At 54.8% G+C, this 26,348-nt stretch carries 25 protein-coding genes; 5 read left to right on the top strand and 20 right to left on the bottom strand.

The genetic code is table 11. The annotated features are described in order from the left end of the window. The first annotated feature begins 187 nt into the window (after nucleotides 1-187). Entirely contained in the window at nucleotides 188-499 is a 312-nt protein-coding gene (locus tag NQ018_RS10180) for a YbaB/EbfC family nucleoid-associated protein (RefSeq protein WP_257038865.1), read from the top strand. Between the two features lie 218 nt (nucleotides 500-717). Here the strand turns inward: NQ018_RS10180 and NQ018_RS10175 are convergent, their stop codons facing one another. Both NQ018_RS10175 and NQ018_RS10170 read right to left on the bottom strand, forming a co-directional pair. Next, entirely contained in the window at nucleotides 718-1,068 is a 351-nt protein-coding gene (locus tag NQ018_RS10175; RefSeq protein ID WP_257060790.1) for a transcriptional regulator, read from the bottom strand. Continuing rightward, nucleotides 1,065-1,451 carry a hypothetical protein gene (locus NQ018_RS10170; protein ID WP_257060789.1) on the bottom strand — a complete coding sequence of 129 codons (387 nt, stop codon included), beginning with the start codon at nucleotides 1,449-1,451 and terminating at the stop codon, nucleotides 1,065-1,067. The genes NQ018_RS10175 and NQ018_RS10170 overlap by 4 nt, the downstream gene beginning before the upstream one ends. A 147-nt stretch (nucleotides 1,452-1,598) precedes the next feature. Here NQ018_RS10170 and NQ018_RS10165 point away from each other — a divergent pair, with 147 nt between their 5' ends. Continuing rightward, nucleotides 1,599-2,255, top strand: a complete 657-nt coding sequence (locus NQ018_RS10165) for a recombination mediator RecR (RefSeq protein ID WP_257060787.1) — start codon at nucleotides 1,599-1,601, stop codon at nucleotides 2,253-2,255. A gap of 32 nt (nucleotides 2,256-2,287) precedes the next feature. Here NQ018_RS10165 and NQ018_RS10160 read toward each other — a convergent pair whose 3' ends face one another. Genes NQ018_RS10160 through leuA form a run of 4 tightly spaced genes read right to left on the bottom strand, consistent with a single transcriptional unit; the run spans nucleotide 2,288 to nucleotide 7,374 of the window. Further along, the gene (locus NQ018_RS10160) at nucleotides 2,288-3,034 is read right to left on the bottom strand and encodes a type 1 glutamine amidotransferase (RefSeq protein WP_257060786.1); all 747 of its coding nucleotides are present in this window, start codon (nucleotides 3,032-3,034) and stop codon (nucleotides 2,288-2,290) included. A gap of 1 nt (nucleotide 3,035) precedes the next feature. Further along, nucleotides 3,036-4,358, bottom strand: a complete 1,323-nt coding sequence (locus NQ018_RS10155; protein ID WP_257060784.1) for a MurT ligase domain-containing protein — start codon at nucleotides 4,356-4,358, stop codon at nucleotides 3,036-3,038. A gap of 28 nt (nucleotides 4,359-4,386) precedes the next feature. Next, nucleotides 4,387-5,529: a DNA polymerase III subunit epsilon gene (locus NQ018_RS10150; protein WP_257060782.1), complete on the bottom strand. Its 1,143-nt coding sequence runs from the start codon at nucleotides 5,527-5,529 to the stop codon at nucleotides 4,387-4,389. 27 nt (nucleotides 5,530-5,556) lie between these two features. Further along, complete coding sequence (gene leuA, locus NQ018_RS10145; RefSeq protein WP_257060781.1) at nucleotides 5,557-7,374, bottom strand: 2-isopropylmalate synthase; 1,818 nt, start codon at nucleotides 7,372-7,374, stop codon at nucleotides 5,557-5,559. 344 nt (nucleotides 7,375-7,718) lie between these two features. Between leuA and NQ018_RS10140 the strand changes: the two genes are divergently transcribed. Then, complete coding sequence (locus NQ018_RS10140) at nucleotides 7,719-8,954, top strand: hypothetical protein (protein WP_257060779.1); 1,236 nt, start codon at nucleotides 7,719-7,721, stop codon at nucleotides 8,952-8,954. 43 nt (nucleotides 8,955-8,997) lie between these two features. On the opposite strand, the gene NQ018_RS10135 is transcribed toward NQ018_RS10140, so the two are convergent. From NQ018_RS10135 to NQ018_RS10085, 11 genes are all read right to left on the bottom strand, one after another. Then, on the bottom strand, nucleotides 8,998-9,840 hold the full coding sequence (locus NQ018_RS10135) for a DMT family transporter (RefSeq protein WP_257060777.1): 843 nt from the start codon (nucleotides 9,838-9,840) through the stop codon (nucleotides 8,998-9,000). Nucleotides 9,841-10,003: 163 nt separating this feature from the next. Beyond that, entirely contained in the window at nucleotides 10,004-10,903 is a 900-nt protein-coding gene (locus NQ018_RS10130) for a trypsin-like serine protease (protein ID WP_257060775.1), read from the bottom strand. Nucleotides 10,904-10,958: 55 nt separating this feature from the next. Continuing rightward, nucleotides 10,959-11,795 (bottom strand): ABC transporter permease, encoded by an 837-nt coding sequence (locus NQ018_RS10125; RefSeq protein WP_257060772.1) that lies wholly within the window; start codon nucleotides 11,793-11,795, stop codon nucleotides 10,959-10,961. Next, nucleotides 11,792-12,457 carry an ATP-binding cassette domain-containing protein gene (locus tag NQ018_RS10120; protein ID WP_257060770.1) on the bottom strand — a complete coding sequence of 222 codons (666 nt, stop codon included), beginning with the start codon at nucleotides 12,455-12,457 and terminating at the stop codon, nucleotides 11,792-11,794. The genes NQ018_RS10125 and NQ018_RS10120 overlap by 4 nt, the downstream gene beginning before the upstream one ends. Then, nucleotides 12,458-13,648 carry a lanthionine synthetase LanC family protein gene (locus tag NQ018_RS10115; RefSeq protein ID WP_257060769.1) on the bottom strand — a complete coding sequence of 397 codons (1,191 nt, stop codon included), beginning with the start codon at nucleotides 13,646-13,648 and terminating at the stop codon, nucleotides 12,458-12,460. It lies immediately after the preceding gene. Then, entirely contained in the window at nucleotides 13,626-16,361 is a 2,736-nt protein-coding gene (locus NQ018_RS10110; protein ID WP_257060768.1) for a lantibiotic dehydratase, read from the bottom strand. Before NQ018_RS10110 ends, NQ018_RS10115 begins: the two co-directional genes overlap by 23 nt. Next, nucleotides 16,276-16,869: a hypothetical protein gene (locus NQ018_RS10105; RefSeq protein WP_257060767.1), complete on the bottom strand. Its 594-nt coding sequence runs from the start codon at nucleotides 16,867-16,869 to the stop codon at nucleotides 16,276-16,278. Before NQ018_RS10105 ends, NQ018_RS10110 begins: the two co-directional genes overlap by 86 nt. Nucleotides 16,870-16,888: 19 nt before the next feature. Beyond that, entirely contained in the window at nucleotides 16,889-18,436 is a 1,548-nt protein-coding gene (locus NQ018_RS10100; RefSeq protein WP_257060765.1) for a lantibiotic immunity ABC transporter MutE/EpiE family permease subunit, read from the bottom strand. Further along, on the bottom strand, nucleotides 18,408-19,157 hold the full coding sequence (locus NQ018_RS10095) for an ATP-binding cassette domain-containing protein (protein WP_257060763.1): 750 nt from the start codon (nucleotides 19,155-19,157) through the stop codon (nucleotides 18,408-18,410). The genes NQ018_RS10100 and NQ018_RS10095 overlap by 29 nt, the downstream gene beginning before the upstream one ends. Nucleotides 19,158-19,740: 583 nt before the next feature. Continuing rightward, nucleotides 19,741-20,121, bottom strand: a complete 381-nt coding sequence (locus NQ018_RS10090) for a hypothetical protein (protein WP_257060762.1) — start codon at nucleotides 20,119-20,121, stop codon at nucleotides 19,741-19,743. Between the two features lie 210 nt (nucleotides 20,122-20,331). Then, nucleotides 20,332-20,487 carry a gallidermin/nisin family lantibiotic gene (locus NQ018_RS10085; protein ID WP_257060761.1) on the bottom strand — a complete coding sequence of 52 codons (156 nt, stop codon included), beginning with the start codon at nucleotides 20,485-20,487 and terminating at the stop codon, nucleotides 20,332-20,334. A 239-nt stretch (nucleotides 20,488-20,726) separates the two neighbouring features. Between NQ018_RS10085 and NQ018_RS10080 the strand changes: the two genes are divergently transcribed. Then, complete coding sequence (locus NQ018_RS10080) at nucleotides 20,727-21,977, top strand: sensor histidine kinase (RefSeq protein WP_257060760.1); 1,251 nt, start codon at nucleotides 20,727-20,729, stop codon at nucleotides 21,975-21,977. A 34-nt stretch (nucleotides 21,978-22,011) separates the two neighbouring features. After that, entirely contained in the window at nucleotides 22,012-22,683 is a 672-nt protein-coding gene (locus NQ018_RS10075) for a response regulator (RefSeq protein ID WP_257060759.1), read from the top strand. Between the two features lie 384 nt (nucleotides 22,684-23,067). On the opposite strand, the gene ulaA is transcribed toward NQ018_RS10075, so the two are convergent. From ulaA to NQ018_RS10060, 3 genes are all read right to left on the bottom strand, one after another. Next, nucleotides 23,068-24,648 (bottom strand): PTS ascorbate transporter subunit IIC, encoded by a 1,581-nt coding sequence (ulaA, locus tag NQ018_RS10070; protein WP_257060758.1) that lies wholly within the window; start codon nucleotides 24,646-24,648, stop codon nucleotides 23,068-23,070. A gap of 58 nt (nucleotides 24,649-24,706) precedes the next feature. Then, entirely contained in the window at nucleotides 24,707-25,525 is an 819-nt protein-coding gene (locus NQ018_RS10065) for a PTS sugar transporter subunit IIAB (RefSeq protein ID WP_257060757.1), read from the bottom strand. 354 nt (nucleotides 25,526-25,879) lie between these two features. Further along, nucleotides 25,880-26,348: transposase (locus NQ018_RS10060; protein ID WP_257060756.1), on the bottom strand; the 469-nt coding region annotated here is incomplete at its 5' end.

Below are 26,348 nucleotides of genomic sequence, written 5' to 3'. Positions count from 1 at the left end.
ATAGCCATCTGCATATTCCACCCGAACCACGTCCAAAAAGCTGTTAGACATCACGTCCACAAACCCCATGGACTCCCCGTCCAAAAACTAACTGGACTCCGTGTCCAAAAAGTCCCTAGACAGGACAAATCTAGGTGTGTGGGTAAGCTCAAAGGCACTTGATGATCAAACCAGTGAAAGGTACTTCATGACTCAGCCGGACATGTCCCAGATCCTCGCCCAGGCGCAGCAGATGCAGGCGCAGCTTGAGGCAGCTCAGCAGGAAATCCTGGCAACCGTGGTGAGCGGTTCCGCAGGCAACAACCTCGTCTCCGTGGAACTGCAGGGTAACGGCCAGGTGGTTGCAGTGCGAATCGACCCCCAGGTAGTGGACCCACAGGACGTGGAAACTTTGCAGGACCTCGTGATCGGCGCCTTCAATGACGCCCACGCCAACCTCGCGCAGCTCGCTGAGCAGAAGATGGGTCCGCTTTCCCAGGGCTTTGACGGCCTGATCTAGCGTTTTCGCCCGTCAGTGGACCTGCGTGAGGGTCTTCGGGGCGGGCTTTTAGGGGGTGATTGGGCGTTGGTCGATGGCTTAAAGTCGATAGGCCGTTGCGTTGGTCGATAGGACGGCGGTTTTGGGGGAAATTGGCGTGGTATCGACCTTTAGCTATCGACCAACGCCTCCTTTCGACCAACGCGATCGCCCCCACAGCCCCCACAGCCCCAACACACCTAATGATCCCCGGAGCCGGGTCCGGGCCGTTCCACGAGCTCACGCAGGGCGGCCCAATGGGACTGGAAGGCGGCGCTGCCTGCGGCGGTGAGCATCACCCACACGGTGTCTTTCGCGCGAGTGGAGCCGTATTCACGGAAACGGGTAATGTAGCCGACCTGCTCCAGGGCGCCGAGGTGTTTGGAGAGGGAGGCGTTCGAAAGCTCGGTGGCGTCGCGCAGCTTGGCAAACTTCATTTCTTTGCTCGGCGCGCCGCTTTTTGGATCACTCTCCACGGCGCCGAAGGCATTGAGGGCGGCGCAAATCTTGAAGCGTGCAAGGGGTGTAAGCACTGGGTCCAGGGAGCTCACTGCCTGGCCTCAGCTCGCGCCAGCCACAAGGCAGCGGCAAAGGTTCCGACGGCTACCACCACCCGCACCGGCCACGGTGCTTCTACTGAGAGCTGCATGGCGGCAACCAACGCCAGGATGACTGCGGCACCGAACCAGGAGAGTTTGGGGCCATTCCCAACCGGTTGTCGTGCGGCATTGCGTACACCACGGGTCCGTGCGTAACCAAAATAGAAAATCAGGGTAACCGCCAGCAAGGCCCACGTGAGCCACGGGGTGTAGAAGGGCAGCATGTACACCGCCAGCGCAAATAATGCGGCGAAGACCACGGAGGGCCACCAGCGCGGGGTGGCTTCTTGTTCAACGGTGCTGGCAAAAGCTAAGGCTTCTTGTTGTTCGCGCATGCGCATCCCCTCATGAACAGTTTGCTTGTTTTCCTAAATGGAAACTGTAGCGAGTCTATGGGGAGCTCACAAGGATTTGTGCATATAGTGGGGTGTTGTTTGGTTCACCGGTGACCACCATATACACGGGGAAGGAATGCATAGGCAGTGTTTGAAGGCCCAGTTCAGGATCTGATTGACGAGTTTTCTCGGCTGCCCGGCATCGGCCCTAAATCCGCTCAGCGCATCGCCTTCTACCTGCTGCATGTAGAACCCGCAGACATCACTCGCCTCCAGGACGCCCTGGGCGCGGTGCGTGACGGCGTGGCCTTCTGCCGCATCTGCTGCAACATTTCCCGCGAGCAAGTGTGCCGCATCTGTGCGGACTCCTCCCGTGACCGCAGCACCATCTGCGTGGTGGAAGAACCCAAGGATATCCAGGTGATCGAGCGGACAGGGGAGTACAACGGCCGCTACCATGTGCTCGGCGGCGCGCTGGACCCCTTGGCCAACATCGGCCCACGGGAACTCAACATCGCGCAACTCTTGCAGCGCATTGGTGGTGCCCTACCGGACCGCGAACTTGCCGATTCCACCCCCGACGCACCGCTCTATGACACCGCCCCCGAAATCCACGAGGTCATCCTCGCCACCGACCCCAACACGGAAGGCGAGGCCACCGCAAGCTACTTGGCTCGCCTCCTGCGTGACTTCCCAGACCTCGTGATTTCCCGTCTGGCGTCCGGGATGCCGCTGGGCGGAGACCTGGAGTTCGTAGACGAGCTCACCCTCTCCCGCGCGCTCAGCGGCCGCCTGAAGCTCTAGCCAAGCCAGCCTAACTAGCCAAACCAGCCTAATTAAGCCAGGCGTTCCCGGCGCAGCTTCTCCACAACTTCAAGGTCGAGCGGGGCAAGTTCCATGAGGGGGATGCCCATGGCTTTGGCCAAAAGCAGGTCCGCGAGCTGCGGGTTGCGCGCCAGCGCGGGGCCATGCATGTAGGTGCACACCACGTTTCCCTGGACCACGCCCTCGGCGCTGAGTTGGGAGCGATCCGCCGCTACCTCGTCTGCTCCGTACACGTCCGTGTTGCCCACGCCGCGGGTCACGCGGCCAAGGGGTTGGGCGTCGGGCCCCAAGATGGTTGCGCCCATATGGTTTTCAAAGCCGGTGAGTGGCTCGGTGAGCTCGGCGGTGATGCCCGCGCCGGTGGGGGTGGACTGCACTTCGCCGATGGCGCGTTTTTCCAGGGCAATGGTGGTGGCATCGATCAGACCCACGCCATCAACCACCCGTCCGCCGGCGCGGAACGACCATCCGAGTACCTGCAGGCCTGCGCAAATGCCCAACACTGGGGTGCCTTTGGCGGCTGCGCGCTGGAGTCCGCCGTCGGAAAGCAAGTGTTCCGCAGCGAGGATTTGCGCGGTGTCTTCGCCGCCGCCGAGGCAGTAGAGATCCAGGGAGTCGGGGACGGGGTCGCCGAGGTGAATTTTGTGGATTTCGGCGTCGATGCCGCGCATGCGGGCGCGTTGGCGCAGGACGAGCGCGTTGCCGTCATCGCCGTAGGTGCCCAAAACGTCTGGGAGGATGAGTCCAATACTGAGCATGTTAAGCCTCCTTTGCCGCCTGGAGCAGCGCCTTCTTCAGATCGCGGAATGCAGTGTAATTGGCCAAAACCTCCACCCGGCCGGGCGGGCAGGCACGGATGGCGGCAAGTGGATCAGCGATCAGCTCATGCTCCACCTCCGCGTACGTGAGCCGCACCGCTAGGTCCGTGGAGCGCTCGCCGGCAGCCTTCACCGCCAACGAGCTGAGATCCTCAAACTTCACGTCCCACAGCCAGGAAAGATCCTCACCGTCAGCAACCTGGCCATTCACGGCAACCACAAGGCCCTCCGCGCTGCGATCCACCATGGACAGCGCCTCTTGCCAACCGGCGGGGTTCTTGGCGAGCAGCAGATGCACCTGGTGCTCGCCAAGCTGGATCGTGGAGTAGCGCCCGGCCACGTCATCCACCTGCTCCACCGCGCGAACAGCTTGCGCAAGAGGTATGTCAAAGCCGGCCACCGCTGCCGCGACAGCCTGCGTGGCGTTGCCTCGGTTCGCATTGCCGGGCAGCTTCAGGTTGAGTGGGATTGGCATTGCCGACGCCACCTCGTCAGACGTCTTCCCATGAGGGGAGAGGATTCCGTCTGAGGTGATCACCCAATCCGGTGTGGGCCGCTCGAAACGCTCACCGGTGGGGAGAGGCTTGGCGGCGTACCAGTGCTCCCCCTCATGGACAATGTGGCCGCCGGTGCGGGGGCAGGAGACGGAGTCGCCCAACCAGCCGCCGCCTGCGGCTACCCAGATGACGTTTTTGGCGGAATAGGCAACGGAGGTGATGAGGACGTCGTCGCAGTTTGCCACCACCGTCATATCCGGGTGCTTGCGCACGCATTCGCGCAGGGTGCGCTCGATTTTGTTGATCTCGCCCACGCGGTCCAGTTGGTCGCGGGAAAGGTTGAGCAGCACCAGGACCTTAGGGTTGAGGCGGTCTGCCACTGCTGGGACATGCAGTTCGTCCACTTCGAGGACCACATGTGTGGCATTGGCCCCGGCCATCAGCGCGGAGATGATGCCCGCGTCCATGTTGTCGCCGCCCTCGTTGGTGGCCACGCGGTGCTGGGTGCGCACGGCGGAGGCGAGCATGCGCGTGGTGGTGGACTTGCCGTTGGTGCCAGTGACCAGTGCAACGGGGCGCCCGCCGCCCAAGTTTGCCATGATGTTCGGGTCAATTTTTTCTGCGACCAGCCCGCCGATCATGCCGCCGGAGCCGCGCCCAGAAATCTGCGAGGCCTTTGTTGCAAGCGTTGCCGCACCCACAGCCAGGTGTGTGCGGAGGTGGTTCAGCGGCCCGGCGCCACGGCCGGTACGGGGAGCAAACTTCATGAGGGGAAGTCTACTCACGCACACTGCCCTAGGTGGGAGGCGCCGGTGTCCCTTGGGCTACATTTTTCACGGCTTCCATAAAGGCGGTGTCACTGAGCAGGGGGATCCCTTTGCGCTGCCCGTGCATCGCTTTGCCCAGCAGGTGCTCAGTTTTGTTGCACACCACCACGGAGGTCTTGCGGGTGAGCTTCTCCGAGTAGGCCAAGCCCTCCCGCATGATCGCCTCAATGAGATCGTCGGGGTCCATGGTGACCTCCGGAGCGATCACCACCTCCATGCCCTGCACAAGGCCCAGCTCAGGGGTGTAAATGCCGGGGTTTTCAAAGTGGCGCGGCGCATCCAGGGCGGCCACGCGAATCTCGCTGCGTTGCAGGTGGAAGCGGTCACCGCGTAGCTCCTCCGGCGAAATTTCGCTGAGTGGCCCGCGCTCGCGCTGCGCTAAGAACAGGTCCCGGATCAGGAGGGTTTCCTCCCGCGAGGTCTTGGCTTCCGGCACAGAGGCGCGCGCCACCGAGGCCTGCGCTGGGGGAGCATCGAGGCCAAACGACGCCGCCAGCGCCCGCACCCGCGTATCTTCAAAGGGCACTGACTGCCGGCGTGCAGACGCGAGGGTATCCACGATCATCGCCGGGGTGGGCACGCGGCCCACCCGCTGCCGACGCCGGGGCCGGTTCCGGTTCCGGCTCCGGTTTTGGCGTGCGGCGTTGCTCATGGCGCGCCGGGACTCAGCCACCACAAACCCCCAGGCCCGAGGCGCGTTGTGGACAATCAGTGTGCGATCATCCAGGGCCTTGCCCACGGTGCGCAGAATCTGGCTGAACTGCTTGCCCTTTGCAATCTGCTCTGGCTGTAGCCCGTGCAGGTGAAATGGGCCAGGGTTGGTGCCGGGGTTGAGCACCTGGTGGTAGGTATCCACCACCTCTCCGGCCTCGGTGAAGGTCACAATATCGATGGAGACCATCCGTGAGGTGGAGGGGTGGATGCCCGTGGACTGCACGCTCAGCGCTGCGTAGGGAGCGGTTTCAACGTCCGCGAAACGACGCTCCCGCGTAGGCGCCTGGCCGCCTTGCTGTGTTGGGGCGCTGGCGGCGTCGGTACGCGACGGTGAAGGGGCAGCGCTTTGAGAGGGGCGGCGGTGCCTGCGGCGGTTGTTGCGCTGCTTGTTGGTCATGGTAGCAAGTGTAACCGGCGCTCTTGCTTAGGCCAGTGCCCGGTTCACTGCGGAGGTGATGGCCTTCAAGGAGGCGTAGGTGATGGAGCTTGCGATGCCCACGCCCCAAACCTTCTCCCCGTTCACATCGGCGTAGATGTAGCAGGCGGATTCGGCGTCGTCACCGGCGGTGCGGGCGTGCTGGACGTACTCCTGCACCTCAACGTCGATACCGAGGGACTCCAGGGCCTTGGCATATGCGGCGATCGGACCGTTGGAAGTACCGGCGATCTCTCGTTCCTCACCGTTGTAGCCCACGGTAGCGGTGATGGAAACTGGATCGCCTTCCTTCTGTGCGGCGTCAATCACTACATTGACCTGCTCCAATGGGGAGGCCTTGTCCAGGTACTCCAAGGCAAAGATGTCCCACATGTTCTTGGAGTCCACCTCACCGCCCTCGGAGTCAGTAACAGCCTGCACCACGCTGGAGAACTCCACCTGCATTGGGCGTGGCAGCGCCAGACCGTGGTCGGTCTTCATGATGTACGCCACGCCGCCCTTGCCGGACTGGGAGTTCACGCGAATCACAGCCTCGTAGGTACGGCCAACGTCCTTGGGGTCGATAGGCAGATACGGCACCTCCCACACCTCATCGCGCAGCTCCTCCCACTTCACGTCGGTATGGGTAGCACCTGGCTTCACGCGGGAGGCCATTGCATCCAGACCCTTGTTCACAGCATCCTGGTGCGAACCAGAGAAGGCGGTGAACACCAGGTCGCCGCCGTAGGGGTGGCGCTCTGGAACTCGCAGCTGGTTGCAGTACTCCACCGTGCGGCGAATCTGCTCAATGTCAGAGAAATCAATCTGTGGGTCCACGCCCTGGGTGAGCATGTTCAGGCCCAAGGTGACCAGACAGACGTTGCCGGTGCGCTCACCGTTGCCGAACAGGCAGCCTTCAATGCGGTCCGCGCCCGCGAGATAGCCCAGCTCAGCGGCGGCCACACCGGTGCCACGGTCATTGTGGGGGTGGAGGGACAGGATGATGGAATCGCGGCGGTTCAGGTTGCGGTGCATCCACTCAATGGAATCCGCATACACGTTTGGGGTGATCATCTCCACCGTGGAAGGCAGGTTGATGATGATTGGGTTTTCTGGGGTGGGGTCCATGACCTCCACCACGGCGTCACACACTTCCTTGGCGTAGGCAACCTCGGTGCCGGTGTAGGACTCAGGGGAGTACTCCCAACGCCAGTTGGTTTCTGGGTAGTCCTTTGCAATCTCCTTGATCAGCTCCGCGGCGTCGGTGGCCAGCTTCTTGATGGCCTCCTTATCCTTCCGGAACACCACCTTGCGCTGCAGGATGGAGGTGGAGTTGTAGAAGTGCACGATCACGTTCTTTGCGCCCTCGCAGGCCTCAAAGGTACGGCGGATCAGGTGCTCACGAGCCTGCACCAACACCTGGATGGTGACGTCATCCGGGATCATGTCCTTTTCAATGATCTCGCGAACAAAGTCAAAGTCAGTCTGGGAAGCAGAGGGGAAGCCCACCTCAATTTCCTTGTAGCCCATCTTCACCAACAGGTTGAACATGCGGCGCTTGCGCTCTGGGCTCATGGGGTCAATGAGGGCCTGGTTGCCGTCACGCAGATCCACCGCACACCACTGTGGGGCGTGGGTGATCTTCTTGTCTGGCCAGGTGCGGTCCGGCAGGGTGATGTCTTCAACCTCAACCGCAAACGGCTGGTAGCGGTCTACTGGCATTTCAGAGTTGCGCTGCTTATTCCAAGGGGCTTGGTGCTCACCGCGCGGACCGGAAGGGGTAGTGATTTCAGAAGGGGCGGTGATGAACGCATCAGTGGGGGTCATGGGAGTGGGGTTCCTTAAGTCAATGTGAGTGAAAATTCTCGACATGTGTGCCCCACCAGCGCATTTGGCCTGCTTGTATGACGCATACAAGTCGAGTCCGGCCGGCATACTTACACCCGCGACGGGGTGCCGGCCGAAAACTAGGCCAAAGACCCGCCGCGGCGAAGAAGGAGAAGGTTCGCACGCTGCATGTGCAACAACATACACCGAAAACTGTGCGGGTGCACACAAATGTGTCAGTTTTCGGCGTAGGCCATCCCCCGGTGGTGCCCCTGCGGCGCGAGTTTGTGGAGTGCGTATGCACTTCGGGTGGAGATGTCTGCCCGTGCAGTTACAGTAAACACATGCTTGACCACACCCCCACCGCTCCCTTCTCCCCAAGAACCTTGCAGGGCCGTGCTCCCTGGGTGGGGGAGACGCTGGCGGCGTCGGTAATTGTTGGCGCCACCATGCTGGTGCAACTGCTCATGATGCACTGGCTCGGTGAGGGGCCGCTGGGCAACGCGCTGGCCTCCTGGGACGGCGAGCACTACCTGGCCATCGCGCGCGAAGGATATTTTGCCGGCGGCAACGAGGCCACACGTTTGGCGTTCTTCCCCGGCTTTCCCGCGTTGCTGGCGCTGGCGGAGCTTCTGGGGGTGCCTGCGATTGCGGCGGCGCATGTGATCAACACTCTGGCCTGCGTGGCGCTGGGCGTGGGGATCATGCGGCTCGTGCGGGTGGGTCTGACGGGGTTGGCCGATGGGGGAGCGGCAGTGGTGGGCATCGCCGCGGTAAGTGCGGCGGTGTTTGTGCTGGGCGCGCCGATGGCACTGACCTTTCACATGGTGTACACCGAGGCGCTGTTTCTCAGCCTGTCTGTGTGGGCGCTGCTCGCGATGCTGCAACGCGCGTGGGGCCGGGCGGCGCTGATGGTGTTCCTGGCCGGATTCATCCGGCTCACCGCTATTGACCTCTGGGTTGTATTTGTACTGTGCATGCTCGTGGGGATGCTGGGGCTCGGGGGTTTGCGCTGGCTGCGCCTGGTGGGGCTCGCGGTGGTTTCCGCGCTGCCGCTGGTTGGGTACCTGAGCTGGGCAAGCTGGCACACCCGCGAGCTGGGTGGATACTTTGGCATCCAACGCGCCGGGTGGCACAGCTCCTTTGACTTCGGCGCCGCGACATTGCGCTGGATTGTTAGCAGAGCAGGTTCCGACGAACCCGGCTACCTCATTTCCTCAGCCGCAATCATCGGCGCACTGGTGATCGTGGTGATGGGTGTTGGGGGCTTTGGGTTTGGTGCTGGTGGTGGCTTGCGGGGCGGCGGCTTGCGGGGCGCGGTTGGGGCGTTTTTCGAGTGGTGTTGGTGGCCGGTGTGGCTGTTCGCGGCAGCGGTTGCGGCCAACGTATTGCTTTCCGACGGCATCATGCACTCCCGCCCCCGGCTCCTTCTGCCCGTGTTCCTCGCGGCCATCCCGGCGGTGGTGTGGCTTGCTGGGCATATCGACAGGTGGCGGCTGGTTTTGCTCGGTGGATTGTGGGTAGTGTTCGGCGCATGGATTTCCGCGTACATGGTGGGCCCGTTTACTTGGGCTATTTAGCGGCCAGGTCGGCACCCCGCATTCCGGTCTGGCCTCTTGGCAGCTACGCCGCGCCGATTTCCCTGCGTGACAGCGCAAACGTGCCCGCCACCATGAGCACCAACGCCACCGCCATGTAAGCCCAGTTCCAACCGGAAACTTGGAATTGCTCACCGAGCACGATGTAGCCCAGAGCAAATGCCACGATGGGCTCGGCAACAGTCATCGCGGGTAGCGAGTTTTTCAACGCTCCAGCATTGAACGCATACTGCTGAATCACCGTGCCCAGCACCGCGCCCACAACCAGCAAGTACCCCTCCCAACTCCTCAGCAGGCCGGGGACGCCAAAGTGCACAAAAATATCCACGGTGGCCTTGGAAAGCACCGCAACATAGCCATACAACGCACCCGTTGCGATCCCCAACATCAATGCCGACGTGTTGGTACGGCGGTTCTTCGCCCAAAAGAACGTTGCGCTAATCAGCACACTTCCGACGCCCAACGCCGGCAGCCACCGCGAAAGGTCCGGCTGGGGGTCACCGGCAGTGGGGTTGCCCAACACCACCAGCACACCCACCGCGACGGTGAGCACAATGGACCAGAAAACCTCATCATTGTGCATCCTGCGGTGTGCGAGCTTCGCCGCAAGTGGCAACGTAAACATCAGGGAGAGCACCAGAATTGGCTGTACTACCAGCAGCGTTCCGAACGCCAGCGCGGCCACTTGCAATGCGTAACCCACCATCGCTGTGGCCGAACCGAACCACCATTGTGGGCGCTTGATGGCAGACCTCATCACTTTGCCGGTGCCCGCGTGCTCAGCAATTGCATGGCGGATCACCGTTCCCCACGCGATGGTCAGTGCTGAGGCGAGGGCAAGCACGACCGCCAAGAAATTGCTATCCATCACCTGCTCAGTCTAACGGCGGGGTGCGCGCCGGGGGTGATCTGGGCTGGGGATGGTTAGGTGGGGTTTGAGTGACCTTGGTGCCTGAGGCTGGGGTTGGGGTTGGAGAAACACCTCGAGAGCTGCGATAGGGCTCCGCAATTTGCGGTTAAGAGCTAATAGTCTAGGACGGGGAATAGGCAGGAACACACGACCCTGCGATCGAATAAATGTGATCAGAGTGTTGTGCAAGATCTTCGGCAAGCACTGCATGTTTCATGACTGCTACTCCCGACACAATTCCTTGGACCTGTGGCATTCCGTCGACATTTGTGATGAAAATTCCCGCTCCAGAATCCCCACTACGCGTGAGTTCCCCTCCTTCGGGTGAGACAAGAGACAACATCTCGTGCGCGCCTAGCCCTACAGCCGGATTATCTGCCAAGTAGTTGGAGTCATCGATGATAAGGGGAATTCGTTCAATGCGAGCATTGTCTCGGAAAACAAAGATGTCTGCGTTATCTCCTGTTTTTGCGGTTGTTTGAGGAAGTGGAGTGCATCCCACGTTCGGGTATGCGCCAGCCAACTTGGCGAGGGCTAAGTCGGCTCCCTCAAGAAAGACGATCTCCTCAACGCTTGACTGAACATCAGTGAATACGAAATACGAACTTAAGGGACGGTCCCCCAGAAAGCAGTGCGCTGCCGACAAAACCCACTGTGCGTTAATGGTGATGCCATTGCAAGAGGAGATTTCATTGTCATCCAGGATGGCGATAGCGGCTAGAGAAAATGAATTCTCGCGAAAATCGTTGTTATCCAAGCTAGGCTCTTGCTTTTCGGGCGAATTCGCCACCGGGGTATCAAATTCAAAGCCGACCTCTGCGGTCTTTGAGAGGACATTGATGTCTTCTACATGTGAGGGAACGTCCACTACAGTGGTGTCGTAGCCATTGTCAACGATGGCTACTGGAGCGGTGATGTCTGCTGATGCCGTTGGCATCAGGGTTGAGCTGTCCGTACCAGGAATGCTGCTGGCAACAGTTGTGAAGAGGCTAAATGTGAGCGAAATGAAATTGGTTAGCATGGGTTCCTAAGGGAGAAAGTATCTTTAGGTAGAACATCTGTAGGTAGTAAAAGGGCTAATAGGTTCCGAGGGTACCGTCGAGCCTTACTTTTTTGAGATTGTGATTCCACATTTTGGCACTGACTAAAATGAGTACGAAAATACAGATCAGAGCTGGTGTCAGGGCGGAAATTACCTCGTCTGTTGGGGCTCCGGACGATAACGAGATGCGGATTGCGTGCAACATTCCGGCCGTCGGAAGGTGTTTTAGTACGGAAACAATAAAATCTGGAAAGACACTTATTGGGTACATGACACCGGAAAAAAGTGTAAGCAAAGTGGTCACCACCCATGTGACCGGCTCCCCTTGCTTTGATGTCAAGATGTACGCTCCAGCGCAGAGGCCAATTAGCCACATGCATATGATGCTTACTGACAGTGAAATTATAAGGCCTAGCGGATTGATGATAACTTCAAAGTCAAAAATTGATCCGAATGCTGCAAAAATAACAATTGACGAAGTAAGAGAAGAGGTGATTCCAAAGATTCCTCCCGCAAGAAGAAACTGAAAAAGTCCGGCGCGGGAGCAAACGATGGCTTCTAGCGTTCCACGCTGTTGTTCTTGTTGAATCTGCATTTTGATAGAGTTCATCATCATTATAGCTATCGCACTGAATAAGCTACCGACGATCATAAATGATATTAAATCCCCGCCATATTCTTGTAAGCCAGGTGGTGTCCCGCCGAGATTAATGTAGTGTGCGAGGATCGCAAATTGCGCAAGGCCTACGAAACCTGTCAAAAGACCGAGGACCATCTGAGTGCGGTATGTAACCTTCTCCTGGAATGTACGCTGGACTTCGCCCCAGACAACTAGCAGAAATCGGTTGAGATTAAATAGTCGCTTGATCATATCTTTATCACTTGTTCTGAGATTTCCAAAAGATTTGGGTCGTGTGTGGTAATTAGGACGGTTTTGCGTTGGTCGATGGCCCACCGAATCATTTCCCCCGCAGCGATAGAATTTTGATTGTCCAAGGTGGAAGTGGGCTCATCAAGAATGACGATGTCATCGGATAGTATGAAGGCAACTACCATTCCAAATATTTTCCTTTGTCCAAGGGATAGTTCAGAGAATCGCCTGTCGAGAAGGGGGGCAATTGTGAAGTTGTTGGAGATATTCGTGAGTTTCGACAGCGTCTCACTCTTTCGCATTCCTTCGAGACGCCCGAAGTAGATCAAATTTTGACGACCAGTTAGCCGGAAATGGAAGGCCCGTTCCGAGTAAAGGCTAACCCCCATGTTTCTACGAATTTTGTTCCAGTGCCTTTCTGTGGAGTATCCGTTGACATAAATATCTCCTTTAGTAGGCAAGGAAATGCCACAAGCTAATCTGAGCAGCGTCGTTTTTCCTGAGCCGTTCGCGCCAATAATGCTGCATAATTCTGCTCCAGCAATGGTGAAATTGATGTCCTTTAGAATCGTCCTATTTGAATAAGTTACTGTGACATCACGAAACTTAAAACGAGGAGTCATTAAGTTGTTTATGCTTGATGATTTACTAACAGAAGACATTTATACTCCTAGTACTTCCATTGCTGGGGCATAACTCATCTTGGAGTCGATAGCCACAGTTACTGCAAGAGTGCCAGCAATTCCATGCCAAAAACTAAGATCTGTCTCTGTTTGATGTCGGGTGAGGAATGAGTCCACGTGTTTTCTCATGTCTACTTGCCAGGTTCCTCCCACGGGAAGCTGAAGTTTGTCTGCGATGTATTGGCGCCCTGCGACACCGTGGCAAAGCCCCATGTCCTCAAAATGTCCTTCAATTGGATCGAAATAGCTATTAGGGTATTCCAGGCAGGAGTAAATATTTTCTTTGAGAGTGCGCAGACCGGCGATCGAGATTTCGAGACTTGGGATCCCATAGCACCATGCTTGCCGAGCTAGAGGCGATGATAATGGAGTCTCTTGAAGCGGAGAAGGGATTTCATAGTAGGAGATGCCCTGACCGTCATTTTGCTTGATATTTTCAACGAATATTTCACATATTTCTTCTGCTGCGTGAAGATAACGGTTTTCGTTGAAGACTTGATAACCACATTTCAGTGTATTGATCACGGAGCTAACTCCATGAGCAAAGCCCAGGTCTCGAAGTCCCGAGACTAGTCCCGGGATGTTTTCTACCATGCTACTGTCGAGGTCATTTGCGCATGTCCAGTAACAGTCTGGAAAGCAATCTTTGGAACGATCGGCCATCTCGTCACAAATCTTTTTTGCAAGTGGTAGGCCTTTTTCTCCTATAGAGAAGAGGAAATGCGCAGTTCCTGATAAACCTAGTGCAAAGTCGTAATTTTCACGCTTAACGCCGATGCTATTATGGACTGTCCAGAGTCGGCGTTCCGTTAAAGTATTTATTCGGCCAAGTAGGCTGTCAATGGCCCTTTTGAAGTCACTATCATTTCTCTTGCTGCGGTTTAGCAGGAAAGCCAATCCGCTGAGTCCACCAAGTAGCCCTTCTTGGTCAAAGCGATTCTTTCGAAGTAAGCTGGTTAACGATGACACTTGGTCTATTAAAAATTCCCACCAGCGTTCATCATTCGTGTAGTGGAACATGGTTGATGCTGTGTATGCGTCACCTAGGTTTCCATCAATCATGGAAAATGGAGACTTTCCGACAACTTTTACTCGCTTTGGAGAGGTTAGGCCTGAGTAGAGGTAGTCGATGGCCATCATTGTTGGCTCAGTCGAGTGTATCGTTGTCATGGTGTTTCATTCCTTCGGTTTTGGAAAGCGCTATCCATAGCACAATCTCCCGTTGAGTCGAAATTCCGATACGGTTACAGAAGAGGTGGGCTGCTGATTGCAGTTGGTAAGTATTGATGGGCGCTCTTGATATTTCGTGGGCAACAGCTCTGATTTCGGAATGTATTGAATCAGGGATTGAGGGCCTGGTCATAGCTCTTGACTCTCGGGCGATACGTGATGCTTGCTTGATACTCTCTCCGGTTTGGCTGCCGCTACTTATCGCAAACGCTATGACCTCCCGACGGTTGTCTGGAAATAGGTCTAACCACCAGTCGAGGAGACCGAAGTCTCGATGCGTATGGGGTCCGGTGGAGGAGGAATTGAGTTCTATTACAAGTTTGCTTTCCAGAGTAGCTAGCAATTTAAATAAGCAAAATGATTCTTTCCCCCCATATCGTTCGTATTCGAAGCTGTGAGGCTCCTCAACGATGTCGAGAAGAGTTCCGTTGGCAGCCAATTCCCGGATCGCTTGATGTAGTCCGTAGTTTTCGTCGGTATTACGTCGAAAGCGCAGACGGATAGACATTCCTCCGGAGGAATGCGGGTACCGAACGAAATACATTTCGTGATCTGGGCGTGATTCGAGGAAGAGGCTTTCCAACACGCGATCGTAGTTACCCTCCCGTGGGACGATGATGAGGTTGACATATTCGCTGCTTGCCGGGACCAATTCCTTATCGTGGTGAGCGGAGACTACCGGCAGCTTGGCGGCTACGTCATTCAATTGGCTTGAGGGTGTTCGGAATGCTTCTACACGGTAGGATTGGCTAACTTCAACAAAGTACCTTTTTCCTGTCGAATCAATGGAATAGGGGGATAGCTCTCCTTCAAAGGTATAGTAAATCCAACCGTCACCCCGATGAAGTTCCGACTGGAGGACTTCCTTGAATATTGATGCTGTGCGATTGAGAAGGATCTTTTTGTCTGCAGCTCCAATCCTGATCCAGGCGGGAATATTGTGCCTGTCTGCCCAACTATTAAATTTTTCGAAATCAACGTCGCCCGTATACCTGCGCGCAGGCCGGGATACAATCAACTCTCCATATACGACACCGGGCAGGTAATCAACGCTATTCTCGATTCCACTCCAGGACCAGTTGATGTTAGGGGTAAAGGCTGTTCCAGAAATAGCAATTTGCATGAGCCATTCTGGCAAACATCCAAGTCCTGCCATCGAAGTCGGCCGGAAAATAACCGGTGACCCTTTGGTGTCACAGACGTGTACGCTTATTCCATCTGTCCAAACTTGCAAATCATCGACCGTCAGCTCGCTGGCATTGTGCTCGAAGCAATTAACGTTTAATCTGCGAGAAAAGGATTCATGATGTTCACGAACGCTGTTGAAAGCTTGCTGCGGGGATACCCAATCAATGTCAACACCATCCTGATCAGGAACTGCTTCGCCGTTTAAGTGATCGAAGCGCGCAGTAGTGACGCCCGCGGAAATATTCGAAATAGCGTCAGCCATGGAGTATAGAGGATTGGATTTGTCGCCATGAACGGATGCAATGATGTCGACCGAGTCGAAGTTGCGATACCGTCGATCAGTGCGTGGCAGCTCCTCGCCCAATTCTCTAAGGTCAATCCATCCAGATTTTGAGTCCATTCCAGCGGAGTAAACTGCGCGATGGTATGCGGTGACGGTTGTTGAGATAGTACCCTGTGCTCGACGGATGCGGCTCCACGGAAGGCCTTCGGTTGGATGGATGAGACGGGCAACGGGAATGCGAGCTGCGCCATATTTTTCAAGCAAAAGTTCGGCGAACACTTGGCCTATTCCGGAATCATTGTATTCAAATATTCCGTGGGAAAGACCATGGTTTAAGTACGAAATAATGGTCTCATGCATTTCACCAGGGAGTTGCCCTTGAGCATGCCGATACATATCGACGTCAAGAATAGAAGGATCTTCCAAATTTGGAACGATCGGATTAGAGAGATCAATTTCCGTGCGCACTGACTGGCGAGAATTCCGAAATGAGTAATAACTCTCATCGTTTTCAGTTAGGAGAATTTCTTTATCGACGAGTTGATAAATGATCTCCTCGACAACTTGCCGAGATACGTCCGCGTAAGTTGCTGTGATGTGAGAGATTAGAAGTTCGCGAGACACTGGATGCATGCTTAGAGTGCGGACGAGACTTAGTAGGGGATTTGTTCCCACGGAACTTAGAGGATCTACTGTGCTCTTGCGTGGGGCTGTGACATAAAAGCGAGATCCGAAAACTACGATAGATGGGTTCCAGCGAAGAAAATCATACGGTGTGCCTGCATCACTCACACGTACATTACGGCGCGATGCCGTGATCTCGACGATATTCTCGAGGGCAAGACTATCGGGATCTGAAGTTAGACTGATATTTCCGACGCTACCCATGAGGCGAGAAGGAGTAGCACGGCTTGTTGCGCGAGCAATGAGTCTGGTGAGAGCACGAATCGTCTTGCGGGCGATCTTAGGTCGTTGTTCAATTCCGGCGGAAATGACTTCGACTTGCCTTAGAACTTCTGGATGGAACAGTTTGAGTTCTATCTGGAGAAGTTCCTCTTGTTCGATAAGTGTCACTAATTCATCGAGGGAGCTTGCTTTAGTCGCCGTGTTGAGGACGTCGATGCAAGTAGAAGCAGCGCGAATAATGGGGTTCCCGTGCGTCTCGGTTACGGTTGCGATCATGTTTGTGGTCAAGTGCCTCGAAGATTTCTTCAACTTCGCTCCAATAGTGGTCGGATGTGTGGGACTCCAACTGAATCTTGAGCTGTTCAAGCAGCAGGTCTGAGTATGAGTTTGACTGGTTAGCAAGGGGCCATCCGTTAAGCACCCAAATTGCCGAACGAAGGTCCTCATTGGCGAGGAAGTCCATAGCGAGGTCGTAATCAAACTGAATGTCGTCAGTAAGGACAACCGTCTTTGCCTGCCTGTTATAATGGATATCAATCCCAGCTTTTTGGCAGATTTTTAGCGGATACCAAATTGAAGAGCGCGAACAATAGCCCCCATAAAGCTTATTCTCTATGACATATCGAGACACGCGCTTACCGTTATTGGAAACTAAATGTAAAAGTTCGGCAGCTCGAATACTGGCCAGCTTTTTTCCATTAATTCGGAATTCCCCTGTTATTTGTACATAATGTGTATAAGGTTGGTAATGTGAGCTGCGTTTTAGAGATCTAACCTCAGTCATGATTCCTGGGAATTTTCTTCTATGCGGTGCGTTCAAATTGGCGTAATGCCGAAATTGACCACCGAATATTAAGCGTTATGAGAAGTATTTGTGTAATGATCGCAAATTGAAGCCGGTTAGGCGTGTTGGCGATTTCCGGCCACGCCGGCAGGGCAATGATCCAAAGTATTGTTTCTCCGAGAACATCCCCTCCAAGGGTTGCGGAGATAACAGTAACTAGTATGGCGCAGGCGATCGTTGCCCCGGAACCGTGTGTTATGCAAACCGCTGTGCTAAAAGTGGTTAGCGCTATTCCTGTCATGACCCATAGTGCAATTAGCCTAAAGGTTTCAGCCGACTGACCCCCAGATATGGCGTAACTGGATCCGGTGATGACAGTGAGGAACAGAATCAAAGATGCCTGCCATAAGATGTAACCGCTTCGCATTTTTGAAGACTCAAGAACCATCAACTGCCAAGCTGGAGCTAGGATTGACCAGGTCAATACTGGCAGAATCCCTGAGCCCAAAGGAAGAATAAAATAAGTGTAGAACCCACTGATGTATTCAGGCGGATAGATCATTGCCATGAGCAAGAAAATTGCTCCAACGACGAAGGTCAACCAAACTGCACTGCTCCTTGAGAGAGAACAATGTAACGCGGCATAAGATATCGCCACACGATTTGTGTTTTGCCTTCTTGTAAGTCGGTGTTCAAAGGTTAAAAGTGATGTGCGATCGTCGGCGTGTACACGATCAATAGTTGTGGTTTGCTGAAAACCCGAAGACTTTTGGGGTGAGCGGGAAGGAACTTTCGGGCGTTTTTCTGGCGAAAGTATCACACATGCCATTGCCACAATTGCCAGCAGAAAATTCAGTATTAGGGCCTTGACAGGCGATTCATAGTTGAGGTCCGAATCCGGGTCGAGAGGTACCCCGTTGGAGTGGACTCCAAGAACAGGAAGCATCAATCGTACAGGCCAACTCGCTGGATTGTATGTCCAGGATTGCAATTCAGCGCCGAGAGTTCCGACAACTTGGTATACCACGCCAATGAGCAGCGTTGGAACAAGTGGGATTATTCGCCCGATAAGGCTAAAAATTGCTAGTACCGGAATGCTTCCTATAAAGGCGAGCAGACCTGCGGTAAGCAAGGAACTGGCGCCTGATCGTCCGTTTAGGATTGCAATTAGCCATGAAGTTCCGAAATTCAAAATGTGGAAAAGTGCGGAAATTCCAATTAGCACCAAAATTCTTGCAGTTCGTATGGCGCTAGGTGACACAGCTCTGATATTTGTTCCGCCGCTTCTATATTTCTTTTCTCGGTGTTCTACAACACCAGCTAAAAGCGCGATTAGGGGTGCAGCCATCCCGGTGACGTACATCGCTTGCCAACTAAGAGATCCCGAAGCATCCCGAGCCCCTGAAGTCCAGAAAGAAAAGGTTGAGCTTACAATTCCGATCCCCAGTCCGATGAATGGGAACCACAGTGCCATCGAATTTTTGGTCCGAATGAGTTCGACGTGAAGCAATGATGTCCAAGTCTGCAGGGAGCCTAGGTTATCGAATGTTTGACGTACTGTGATCATTGTTGTTACCTCCTTGAGTTACTTCAAGGAAACGTTCTTCCAAACATTCAGGTGAGGCAAAATCTTCGAGGGAGCCCGAGAAAACATCGCGCCCTCCAGCAAGAATGGTGATGTCGTCAGTAAGTTTGGCAACTTCACCAAGTTGGTGGGAGCTTATGAGTACCGTCCCACCCATTTGTGCCCAATGACGGATCAAAGTACGTAGGTCGGCAATGCCTTGTGGGTCTAAGCCATTTTGTGGCTCATCAAGAATAAGAATCGCGGGCCTACCGAGCATCGCTGTTGCTAGGGCTAACCGAGCTTTCATTCCGGTTGAGAAGCTGCGAGCCTTCTTTTTCCCAGTGTTTTCAAGGCCTACAGCCGACAGAGCCGCATCTATCTCGTCAGTAGAAACGTTGAGAAGTTTCGCATGGATCCGAATATTGTCTCTAGCGGAAAGACGGCCGTAGAAAGCAGGTCCGTTAATAGAGGCTCCAATATAATTAAGGCTGCTACGGGTTCGAGGTTCCCCCATGATGGTGATCTGTCCCTGTCCACGATCTTCTAGCCCAAGGATCATCCGAAAGCAGGTGGACTTTCCGGCTCCGTTGCGTCCGAGGAGAGCGTGAACACGGCCAGGGTTTACCGTCATCGAAAAGCCATCGAGTACGATGTTCCCCGAATACGTGATGCTTAGGTCTTTGCACTCAATTGCTGGGACCGATGGGTTTGCTTTGGACATGCTTCTATGTTGCTCTTCGCAAAAAGGGGAAGACATCTGTCTCTAGGCTAATTCTTCCGCCAACGTTTCATCCCGTAGGTAGCTGGTGTGGTTCATCCCTTAGGATGAACCACACCAGCTACCCAGCTGCTTCTTGCTCGGAAGATTGCTCTCCAACTTCCCGAAACGGATACGGATTTTGATCAGCGGACACTTACCGCACATCAATCGATTGAGGAAGGTATTACTTTCAATAATGCGCCATCGAAGCACATGATACGTTTATCGGCTCGTATGCTGCGGTGCTGCGGATAAAACCATTCGAATTGCCCTTGTGTACTAAATGACCATAATTATATGAGTAATTCTCGAATGGGTTGAGCTCAGTGCTCGGCCACTCTGCCCATGAGTAGACCTCTACTTGATAATGAGGTAAGGAGACGGAACGAAGGTTCTTCGACCAGGAATCTAGACCGGTAAGATGTTGCGCATGAGGTGAAAGGTATAGTGGGATATCCACGCACTGTGTTGCGCCCAACATTTTGGGCCGTGGATACCGAAGTGCCGGCGCCTCCAATTTTTGGAAGTTTATCGAAAAATCTCGTTATAAGACTTGGATAATGCCTCGCCATGGTGAATAGTTCCTTTGAAAACATGCAATGTGCTCGGAAGACCCTTTATCCAAGATTCCGTCGCATAACATGCGTACATTTGACAATTGTGCTAAAAGGCCCAGCGAAGCAATGCCCATCGCTACAATGAATAAGGCAAGTGATAGTGCTAGTGGTTTTAATACAGTCTGGCGCAATCGTTTTACGGTGAGGGCAATGCAGGTAATGATCAATCCCATCGCGCCAATGACTCCCCCGATGATGGCGAATAGTGAGTAAGCGATCGTAATTGCCCCTAGGGCGACCAAAGCCTTAGCGAAGAGGTCATTTCCATTGGGCAATTTTGCCTGATAGTTACGAGTGGAATTGCTCATTATTACCTTGGTTGTAGTCTTTGAATATTGGTAGATTTCCGAAAGCTCGAAGAGTTTGAGGACAAATTGGGTAAATGTTAGTATTGCAACTTCGTCCTGAGATAGCGGAATAGTGCAATCTCAGGACGAAGCGCGGTTATGGTCTTCTACACGTCCTCAAAATGTTGTTTTGGTTGAACGTGTATGACAATGTTGACGTAGTGAAAGCCTCTACTTGCCGATGTGAATGCTGCATCCCTTTGTCACTTCGTTGCACATCAACCAACCGGTGATGCAACCAGGGGTGCACAGGGAACGGGAGGTGATCTGTGGAGATACGGTATCGGCTGCGTCGCCGTTAGCGAAATCTAGGTTAAAGTCGGACATGGTAGAAAACTCCTTACTGAGCGGAAATGGGTCTGTACTCTCGAGAGCTACCCGTTTTGTGGCAGGTTTTCTTGCTCTCGGTACCCATAAAACGCTGTTGCCACGTCTTTGACAAGGGCTTTCTGTTCAAAGAAGAGAAACTTGCGCTTTGAACATTCCTCAAGGCGAAACGGGAAGGTAGTCTAGGGATGTCCACATAAATACGTAATTCTTGCCAAGATAAATGTTTCGGTATTTTCATGGGTAAATGGCTATTAGGGGCAGGTTCTACGGTGTTGCGGAAAATCTACACTTATGCAAGTGAAATTGTCCTACTGACCATAACGCTTTTTGTTGCGCTCTTTTATATTGAGCTTGGAATTAGCGGAGGTATTCACGAAAAAATTCAGGCTGTGCTTGCCCTTGGTTTTGTCCCTGCCTCGGTTTTTTGGCGGAGGCATCCTCTGCTCTCAGCGGTTGTGGTCTTGTTTTTACTTTATGTGTGGACTTTCAATTGGATTGCTGCGCTTCCCGTGAACTTGGGCTTTTCTCCATATATCTTGCTGGCGGGTCTCTCGACTTATGGCGTATCGCGTTACCAGGCTAACGGATGGGTTGTGGCCGGGGTGGCATTCTTTGCACTTGCCTATTGTGTAGTGTCACCGTTGATGTGGGCCCCCGGCATTAGTGGGATTGAGTACAGGTCTTTTGAACAGGCCTTTTCTTGGATTCTTATTCAATGGTTGCTGATATCTGGCGTTCTTCAGCTTGGCCGCGCTGAATTGAAACGTCGGCAGAACGACGAACTTGAGCGAAGAGCTCGGGAAGAAGCGGCACTGAATGAATTTAAGGCTCATCAGGCCCAAGAGCGTATGCAAATTTCGCGTGAAATTCACGACATTCTTGCGCATAGCCTCACTTTGATACACGTCCAAGCAACAGCTGGTGAGTTTGCAGAGATGTCTGTTGACGGTGACACTTCTATTAAGGATGGTGCATTAAGAAACATTCGTAAGATAAGTTCAGATGCCCTTACTGAGGTGCGGGGAGTAATTAATTCACTCAGGAATGACGATCTATCAGCGAGCAGCACGATGGTTAGCGGTTTGGCAGATATTGGTTCTCAAATCGGGAGTTTTGAACAGTCAGGTTTAATTATTGATTCGGATATTCCTGACGAGAAAGAACTGGATCAAATTTCTCGAACTGTTCCGCTGGTGACGCAGCTCGCGCTTCGGCGCATTGTGGGGGAAGCGCTAACTAATGCGTTAAGGCATCAAGGGGAGCGAACGCACGTCAAACTGAAGCTCTCAATAGATTATGAGGGCAACGCTATTCTTCTTTCCATTTCGAGCCGGTCCTCAGGCGGGCGAATCAAGACATTCAATGGGTCTGGAAGCGGCTTGATCGGGATGGAAGAAAGAGTGAGAAACCTTGGTGGATCAATTACTTTCATGCCAGGTAAAGACTATTTTTCCGTTGCAGTCACCGTTCCCATTGTTCTGAAGTAGGTTTGGTTGCAAGAGTAGGGAAGGAGCCTATCGTATGGCAGAGAAAATCCGAATCCTTGTCGCTGACGATCAACCACTCATGGCTTCTGCCTTGAAAACCATCCTTGATAGCCACGATAGGATTGAAGTTGTTGCGACATGTGCGGACGGTCGTGAAGCCATTGATTTGGCAGCACAGTGGCGAATTGACGTAGCGATCCTCGATATCGAGATGCCTCGCATGGATGGGTTAGAAGCTGCGCGCAGGCTGCTCCTCGAACACGACAACATTAGGGTTTTGATGTTGACGACTTTCAGTGCGAATCATCTTGTAGCATGCGCAATTGAGGCAGGGGTTCATGGTTTCTTACTGAAAGACGTTGATCCGAAGGAGCTTATTGATTCTGTGTTACGCGTCTACGACGGCGCTTCGATTCTTTCTCCTGAGGTAACGAGCTTTGTGATGTCTGAGTTTCGGAACCGATCACCTTTAGGTTCCACGATTTCTGAAGAGGATGAGCTGTTCATTCAATCGTTGACGGCTCGTGAGAAGGACGTTCTTAGGCGGGTGGCCAAGGCAGAGACAAATGCAGAAATTGCAGAGAATCTTTATATCAGTACTGCAACTGTAAAGACGTACATCTCACGTTTGATCAATAAGCTTGGGGTCCGCGATCGGGTTGGCCTCGCCGTGTGGGTTCATGAGACAAAACTTATTGATGATTGATTTCAGAAATAGCATCAACTTGTGTTGAGGCTGAAAGAGGGGCGTTGTTGGGTGAATTACTGGAAGGACGAGGCTAACGATGAAGCGGTTTTGGTCTTTAAACTAATTCTGTACCAACGTGCAGCTTGATAGTTGGGTGGGAGATTTCAAAACCAGAACAATACTGATCAACCGGAAACAAAGGGCCTACGTTAAGGCAGCGATCTGGAGTCCGACGTTCGGGTAGTATCCCGCACCTGGCTACTCAGGGCGGGGGTTGGAGAAAGTAGCCGCGTTACCACTTTGTACCACCGCCGAAAAGCCCCACGAGCATTCGGCCGTTACTCGGCCAGGCTCGTGGGGGCATTTTAAATTGAGGCGTTATGGGCGCCGCGTTTCAATTGGTTACGCCACTGGCTTTGGTGGCACCGGTGCGCCCGCTGGTGGACGGACCTTGGGGTACTTCTTGGAGGCAGCTGTGGCGCCGGCGGCCAACGGGGTGACGTCGGAAGTTGCAGCCGCATCAGCGCCTGGCTTGGGGCGCTGCGGGGTAGGGTCCCAGTTGCCTGCCACGAGCTTGGTTTGGGAGAACCAGCCCAGTGCCAGCACCGCGAGGCCGAGGATGGCCATGAGGACCAGGCCAAATGCGCCGCCAGCCTGGGAGGACCAGCCGAGGAGGAGGCCGAACCAACCGAAGTCGGCGTCGCCGAAGGTGGTGTTCGCGGAGCCGAAGGAGCCCAACACGCCCAGGAGGAATGCTGGGAGGAAGGTGATCAGCAGGCCATTGGTGAATGCGCCGAGGATCGCGCCGCGACGGCCACCGGTAGCGTTGCCGTACACACCAGCCGCGCCGCCGGTGAAGAAGTGAGGCACGAGGCCCGGCAGGATGAGTGCCACGCCGAATGCTGGGTTGAGCCATGCAGAAAGGACGGCGAGGCCAGCGAGGCCACCAACGAAGGAAGAGATGAAGCCCACGAGCACGGCGTTTTGGGCGTAGGGGAACACAATCGGGCAGTCCAGCGCGGGGATTGCACCTGGCACAACCTTGGCGGCGATGCCCTGGAATGCCGGTACGAGTTCACCCAGGATGGTGCGCACACCGAAGAGAATCACCGCCACGGCTACACCAAACTGGAGGCCTTGGGTGAAGGATTGCATGAGGTAGTTGCCCACGTTGGTGGCGCCGCCCTCAAATGCTTGGAAGGCTTCTTCGGTGCCAGCGCGTGCGATGAACAGCACGGCAAGCACCATGTACATCAGGGCCATGGAAAGGGCGGTGGCCACCATGGAGTCGCGGAGGAAGCGCAGGCCCTCGGGGAGTTTGAGCTCTTCAGTGGAAGGGGAGATCTTGCCACCACTGCCGCCCTTACCGCCAACGAGCTTGCCCACTGCGCCAGCGGCGACGTAGCCGGCGGTGCCGAAGTGTCCGATGGCAATGGAGTCGTCGCCGGTGATGCGGCGAGTCCAGGGGTGTGCGATCGCAGGCAGCGAGACCATCAAGATGCCCAGCAGGGCGGCACCAAACACCACCACAACCCAGGAGGCGTAGCCCGCAGGTGCCAGCACCATGGTGAGCAGGGTTGCCATGAACAGCACGTGGTGGCCGGTGAGGAACACGTAGCTCATGGGGGTGAAGCGGGCCAGGATCAGGGAAACCACGAAGCCCAAAATCATGATCCAGGCAACCTGGCTACCAAATTGTTCCTGAGCAATACCCACGATTGCTTCATTGGTAGGCACCACGCCTTGGGCGCCGGTGGCTCCGGTGATCATTGCGCCGAGTGGTTCCAGCGAGGCCACCACGAGGCCCGCGCCAGCGCCGATGAGCAGGAAGCCGAGGGTTGCCTTGATGGCGCTCCCCAAAACCTGGCCGGTAGAGCGGCCCAAAGCGGCCAAACCCACGGCGGTAATGATGCCGATGAGGAACGCCGGCACGGAAAGGATTTCATTGACGAGGAAGTTCGCCAGAGAAAGTAGAAAATCCATGATGAGTCTTTCAGTCTGTATTTAATGGGGTTTTTAGAAAAGCAACGCTGAGGCGCAGTTACACGTCGTAGAGTTCGCGCAGCGCATGGTCTACCTCTGAAAGCGAGGTGAAGTCCTCAACCACGTGCACCGGTACTCCAACGTCACCCAAAGTCGCGGCAATTTCACCGGAAGTCAGCAGGAAGTCTGCCTCCTTTGCGCGTCCCTTGGCGGAAATGGTGTCCGTGGCTTCCACCGTGAGGTACTTGCTCCAACCCCAGGCATCGAGCACCTGGTCAACAGTGTTTTTCAAGAACAGGGAGGTGCCCAACCCGTTGCCGCACACCGTGTAAATCTTGCCCTTTGACTCCACTGAGTCAGCAGCGTAGGCATGGCCGCTGTTCGCCTGAGTGGTTGCAGATTGTTCTGCGGCAGCAGGCGTTCCGACGCCCCCACGCGCGAGCACCTCCCGCAGCTCATCCTCGGTGCTTACGGCGTCAAGCTGGGTCCTGACATGCGGGTTGCCCAGCAGGGAGGCCAGCTCCTTCATTGCCTCCAGGTGGGTGGAGGAATCAGTGGCTGCGAGGGCCACCACCAGCGTGACTGGATCATTTGTCTTGTGCCCGAACTCCACTGGAGTCTCAAGGCGCACCCAACTGATCTGGGTGCGGTGCACCGCCTGGCTTGGGCGGGCGTGTGCAAAAGCGAAGCCCGGAGCCACCACGATGTATGGGCCGTTCTCCACCACAGAAGCGACCATGGCTTCGGTGTATTCGGAGGTGGTGGCGTCGGCTTGCTCTAGGAGTTCGCCGGCGAGGCGTATAGCTTCCTCCCAAGTGGCTGCGTTGCCGCGCAGGTTTACTGCGCCGGGTGCAAGCAGTTGGTTCAACGTGGACATGTGTACTCCTCATGAGGAAACGAAAACGATTGCATAGATGGGTGGATAAGCGAACGAAAATGTTTCGCCTGCTTGTAACCTATCGCAGGTGTAGGGGGTTTGCTAACGCCCTGGGCCTTGGGTCTTGGGTCTTGAGCTCGAGGCGGGCGGCTCCTTGCTGGGCGAGTGTTTGAATACTCTTGTCGATAACGCATTGCGCCTAGGGGGTGTTCCTATATAGGTTGTCAACTCTGTGGGTGAGATTGTTGGGGGTGTGAAGGGCTTCTGTTTTACTTCGGCGATGTTGTTTTCGGGCATGCTGAGGGGCCGATTGGGCTTCCTGCGCAATCGGCTTGAGGTGAGGTTCTGTGGATTCTAGGCTGCTGCGGTCTCCTGGACTGTGGAGATGTCTCGGTAGCACTCGCCGTTACGCATCATGGCGAAGAGGACGTTAAGGCGTCGGCGTGCGAGTGCAACGACTGCCGCGTTGTGCCTTTTGCCTTCTTTGCGTTTTCGTTCATAGAATTGCCGGGAACGCTCGTGGAATCTGATCGATGCAAATGACGATTGCCATAGGGCGTTCTTCAATTTTTTGTTGCCAGCCCGGTTGGGTGAATTCGACATAATGGACGTTCCCGACTGATTCGTCCGCGGCGACAGACCTGCATAGGACGCTAGGTGCGCTGCATCAGGGAAGTCGGACATATCGCCAACAGTCATGAGGATCTGCGCGGCGCTACGCGGGCCGATGCCGGGCATGGACAAAAGAATCTCGGTTTGAGGAATGTCCTGAATGAGCTTGAGTACTTGGGCCTCGATTTCCTTGCGATGTTCTAGCTTGGCC

The organism is Corynebacterium kozikiae (assembly GCF_024580965.1).
GTDB classification, from domain to species: Bacteria; Actinomycetota; Actinomycetes; order Mycobacteriales; family Mycobacteriaceae; genus Corynebacterium; species Corynebacterium kozikiae.
The sequence above is the reverse complement of the archived record's forward strand: the minus strand, read 5'-3'. Positions and strand labels throughout refer to the sequence as shown.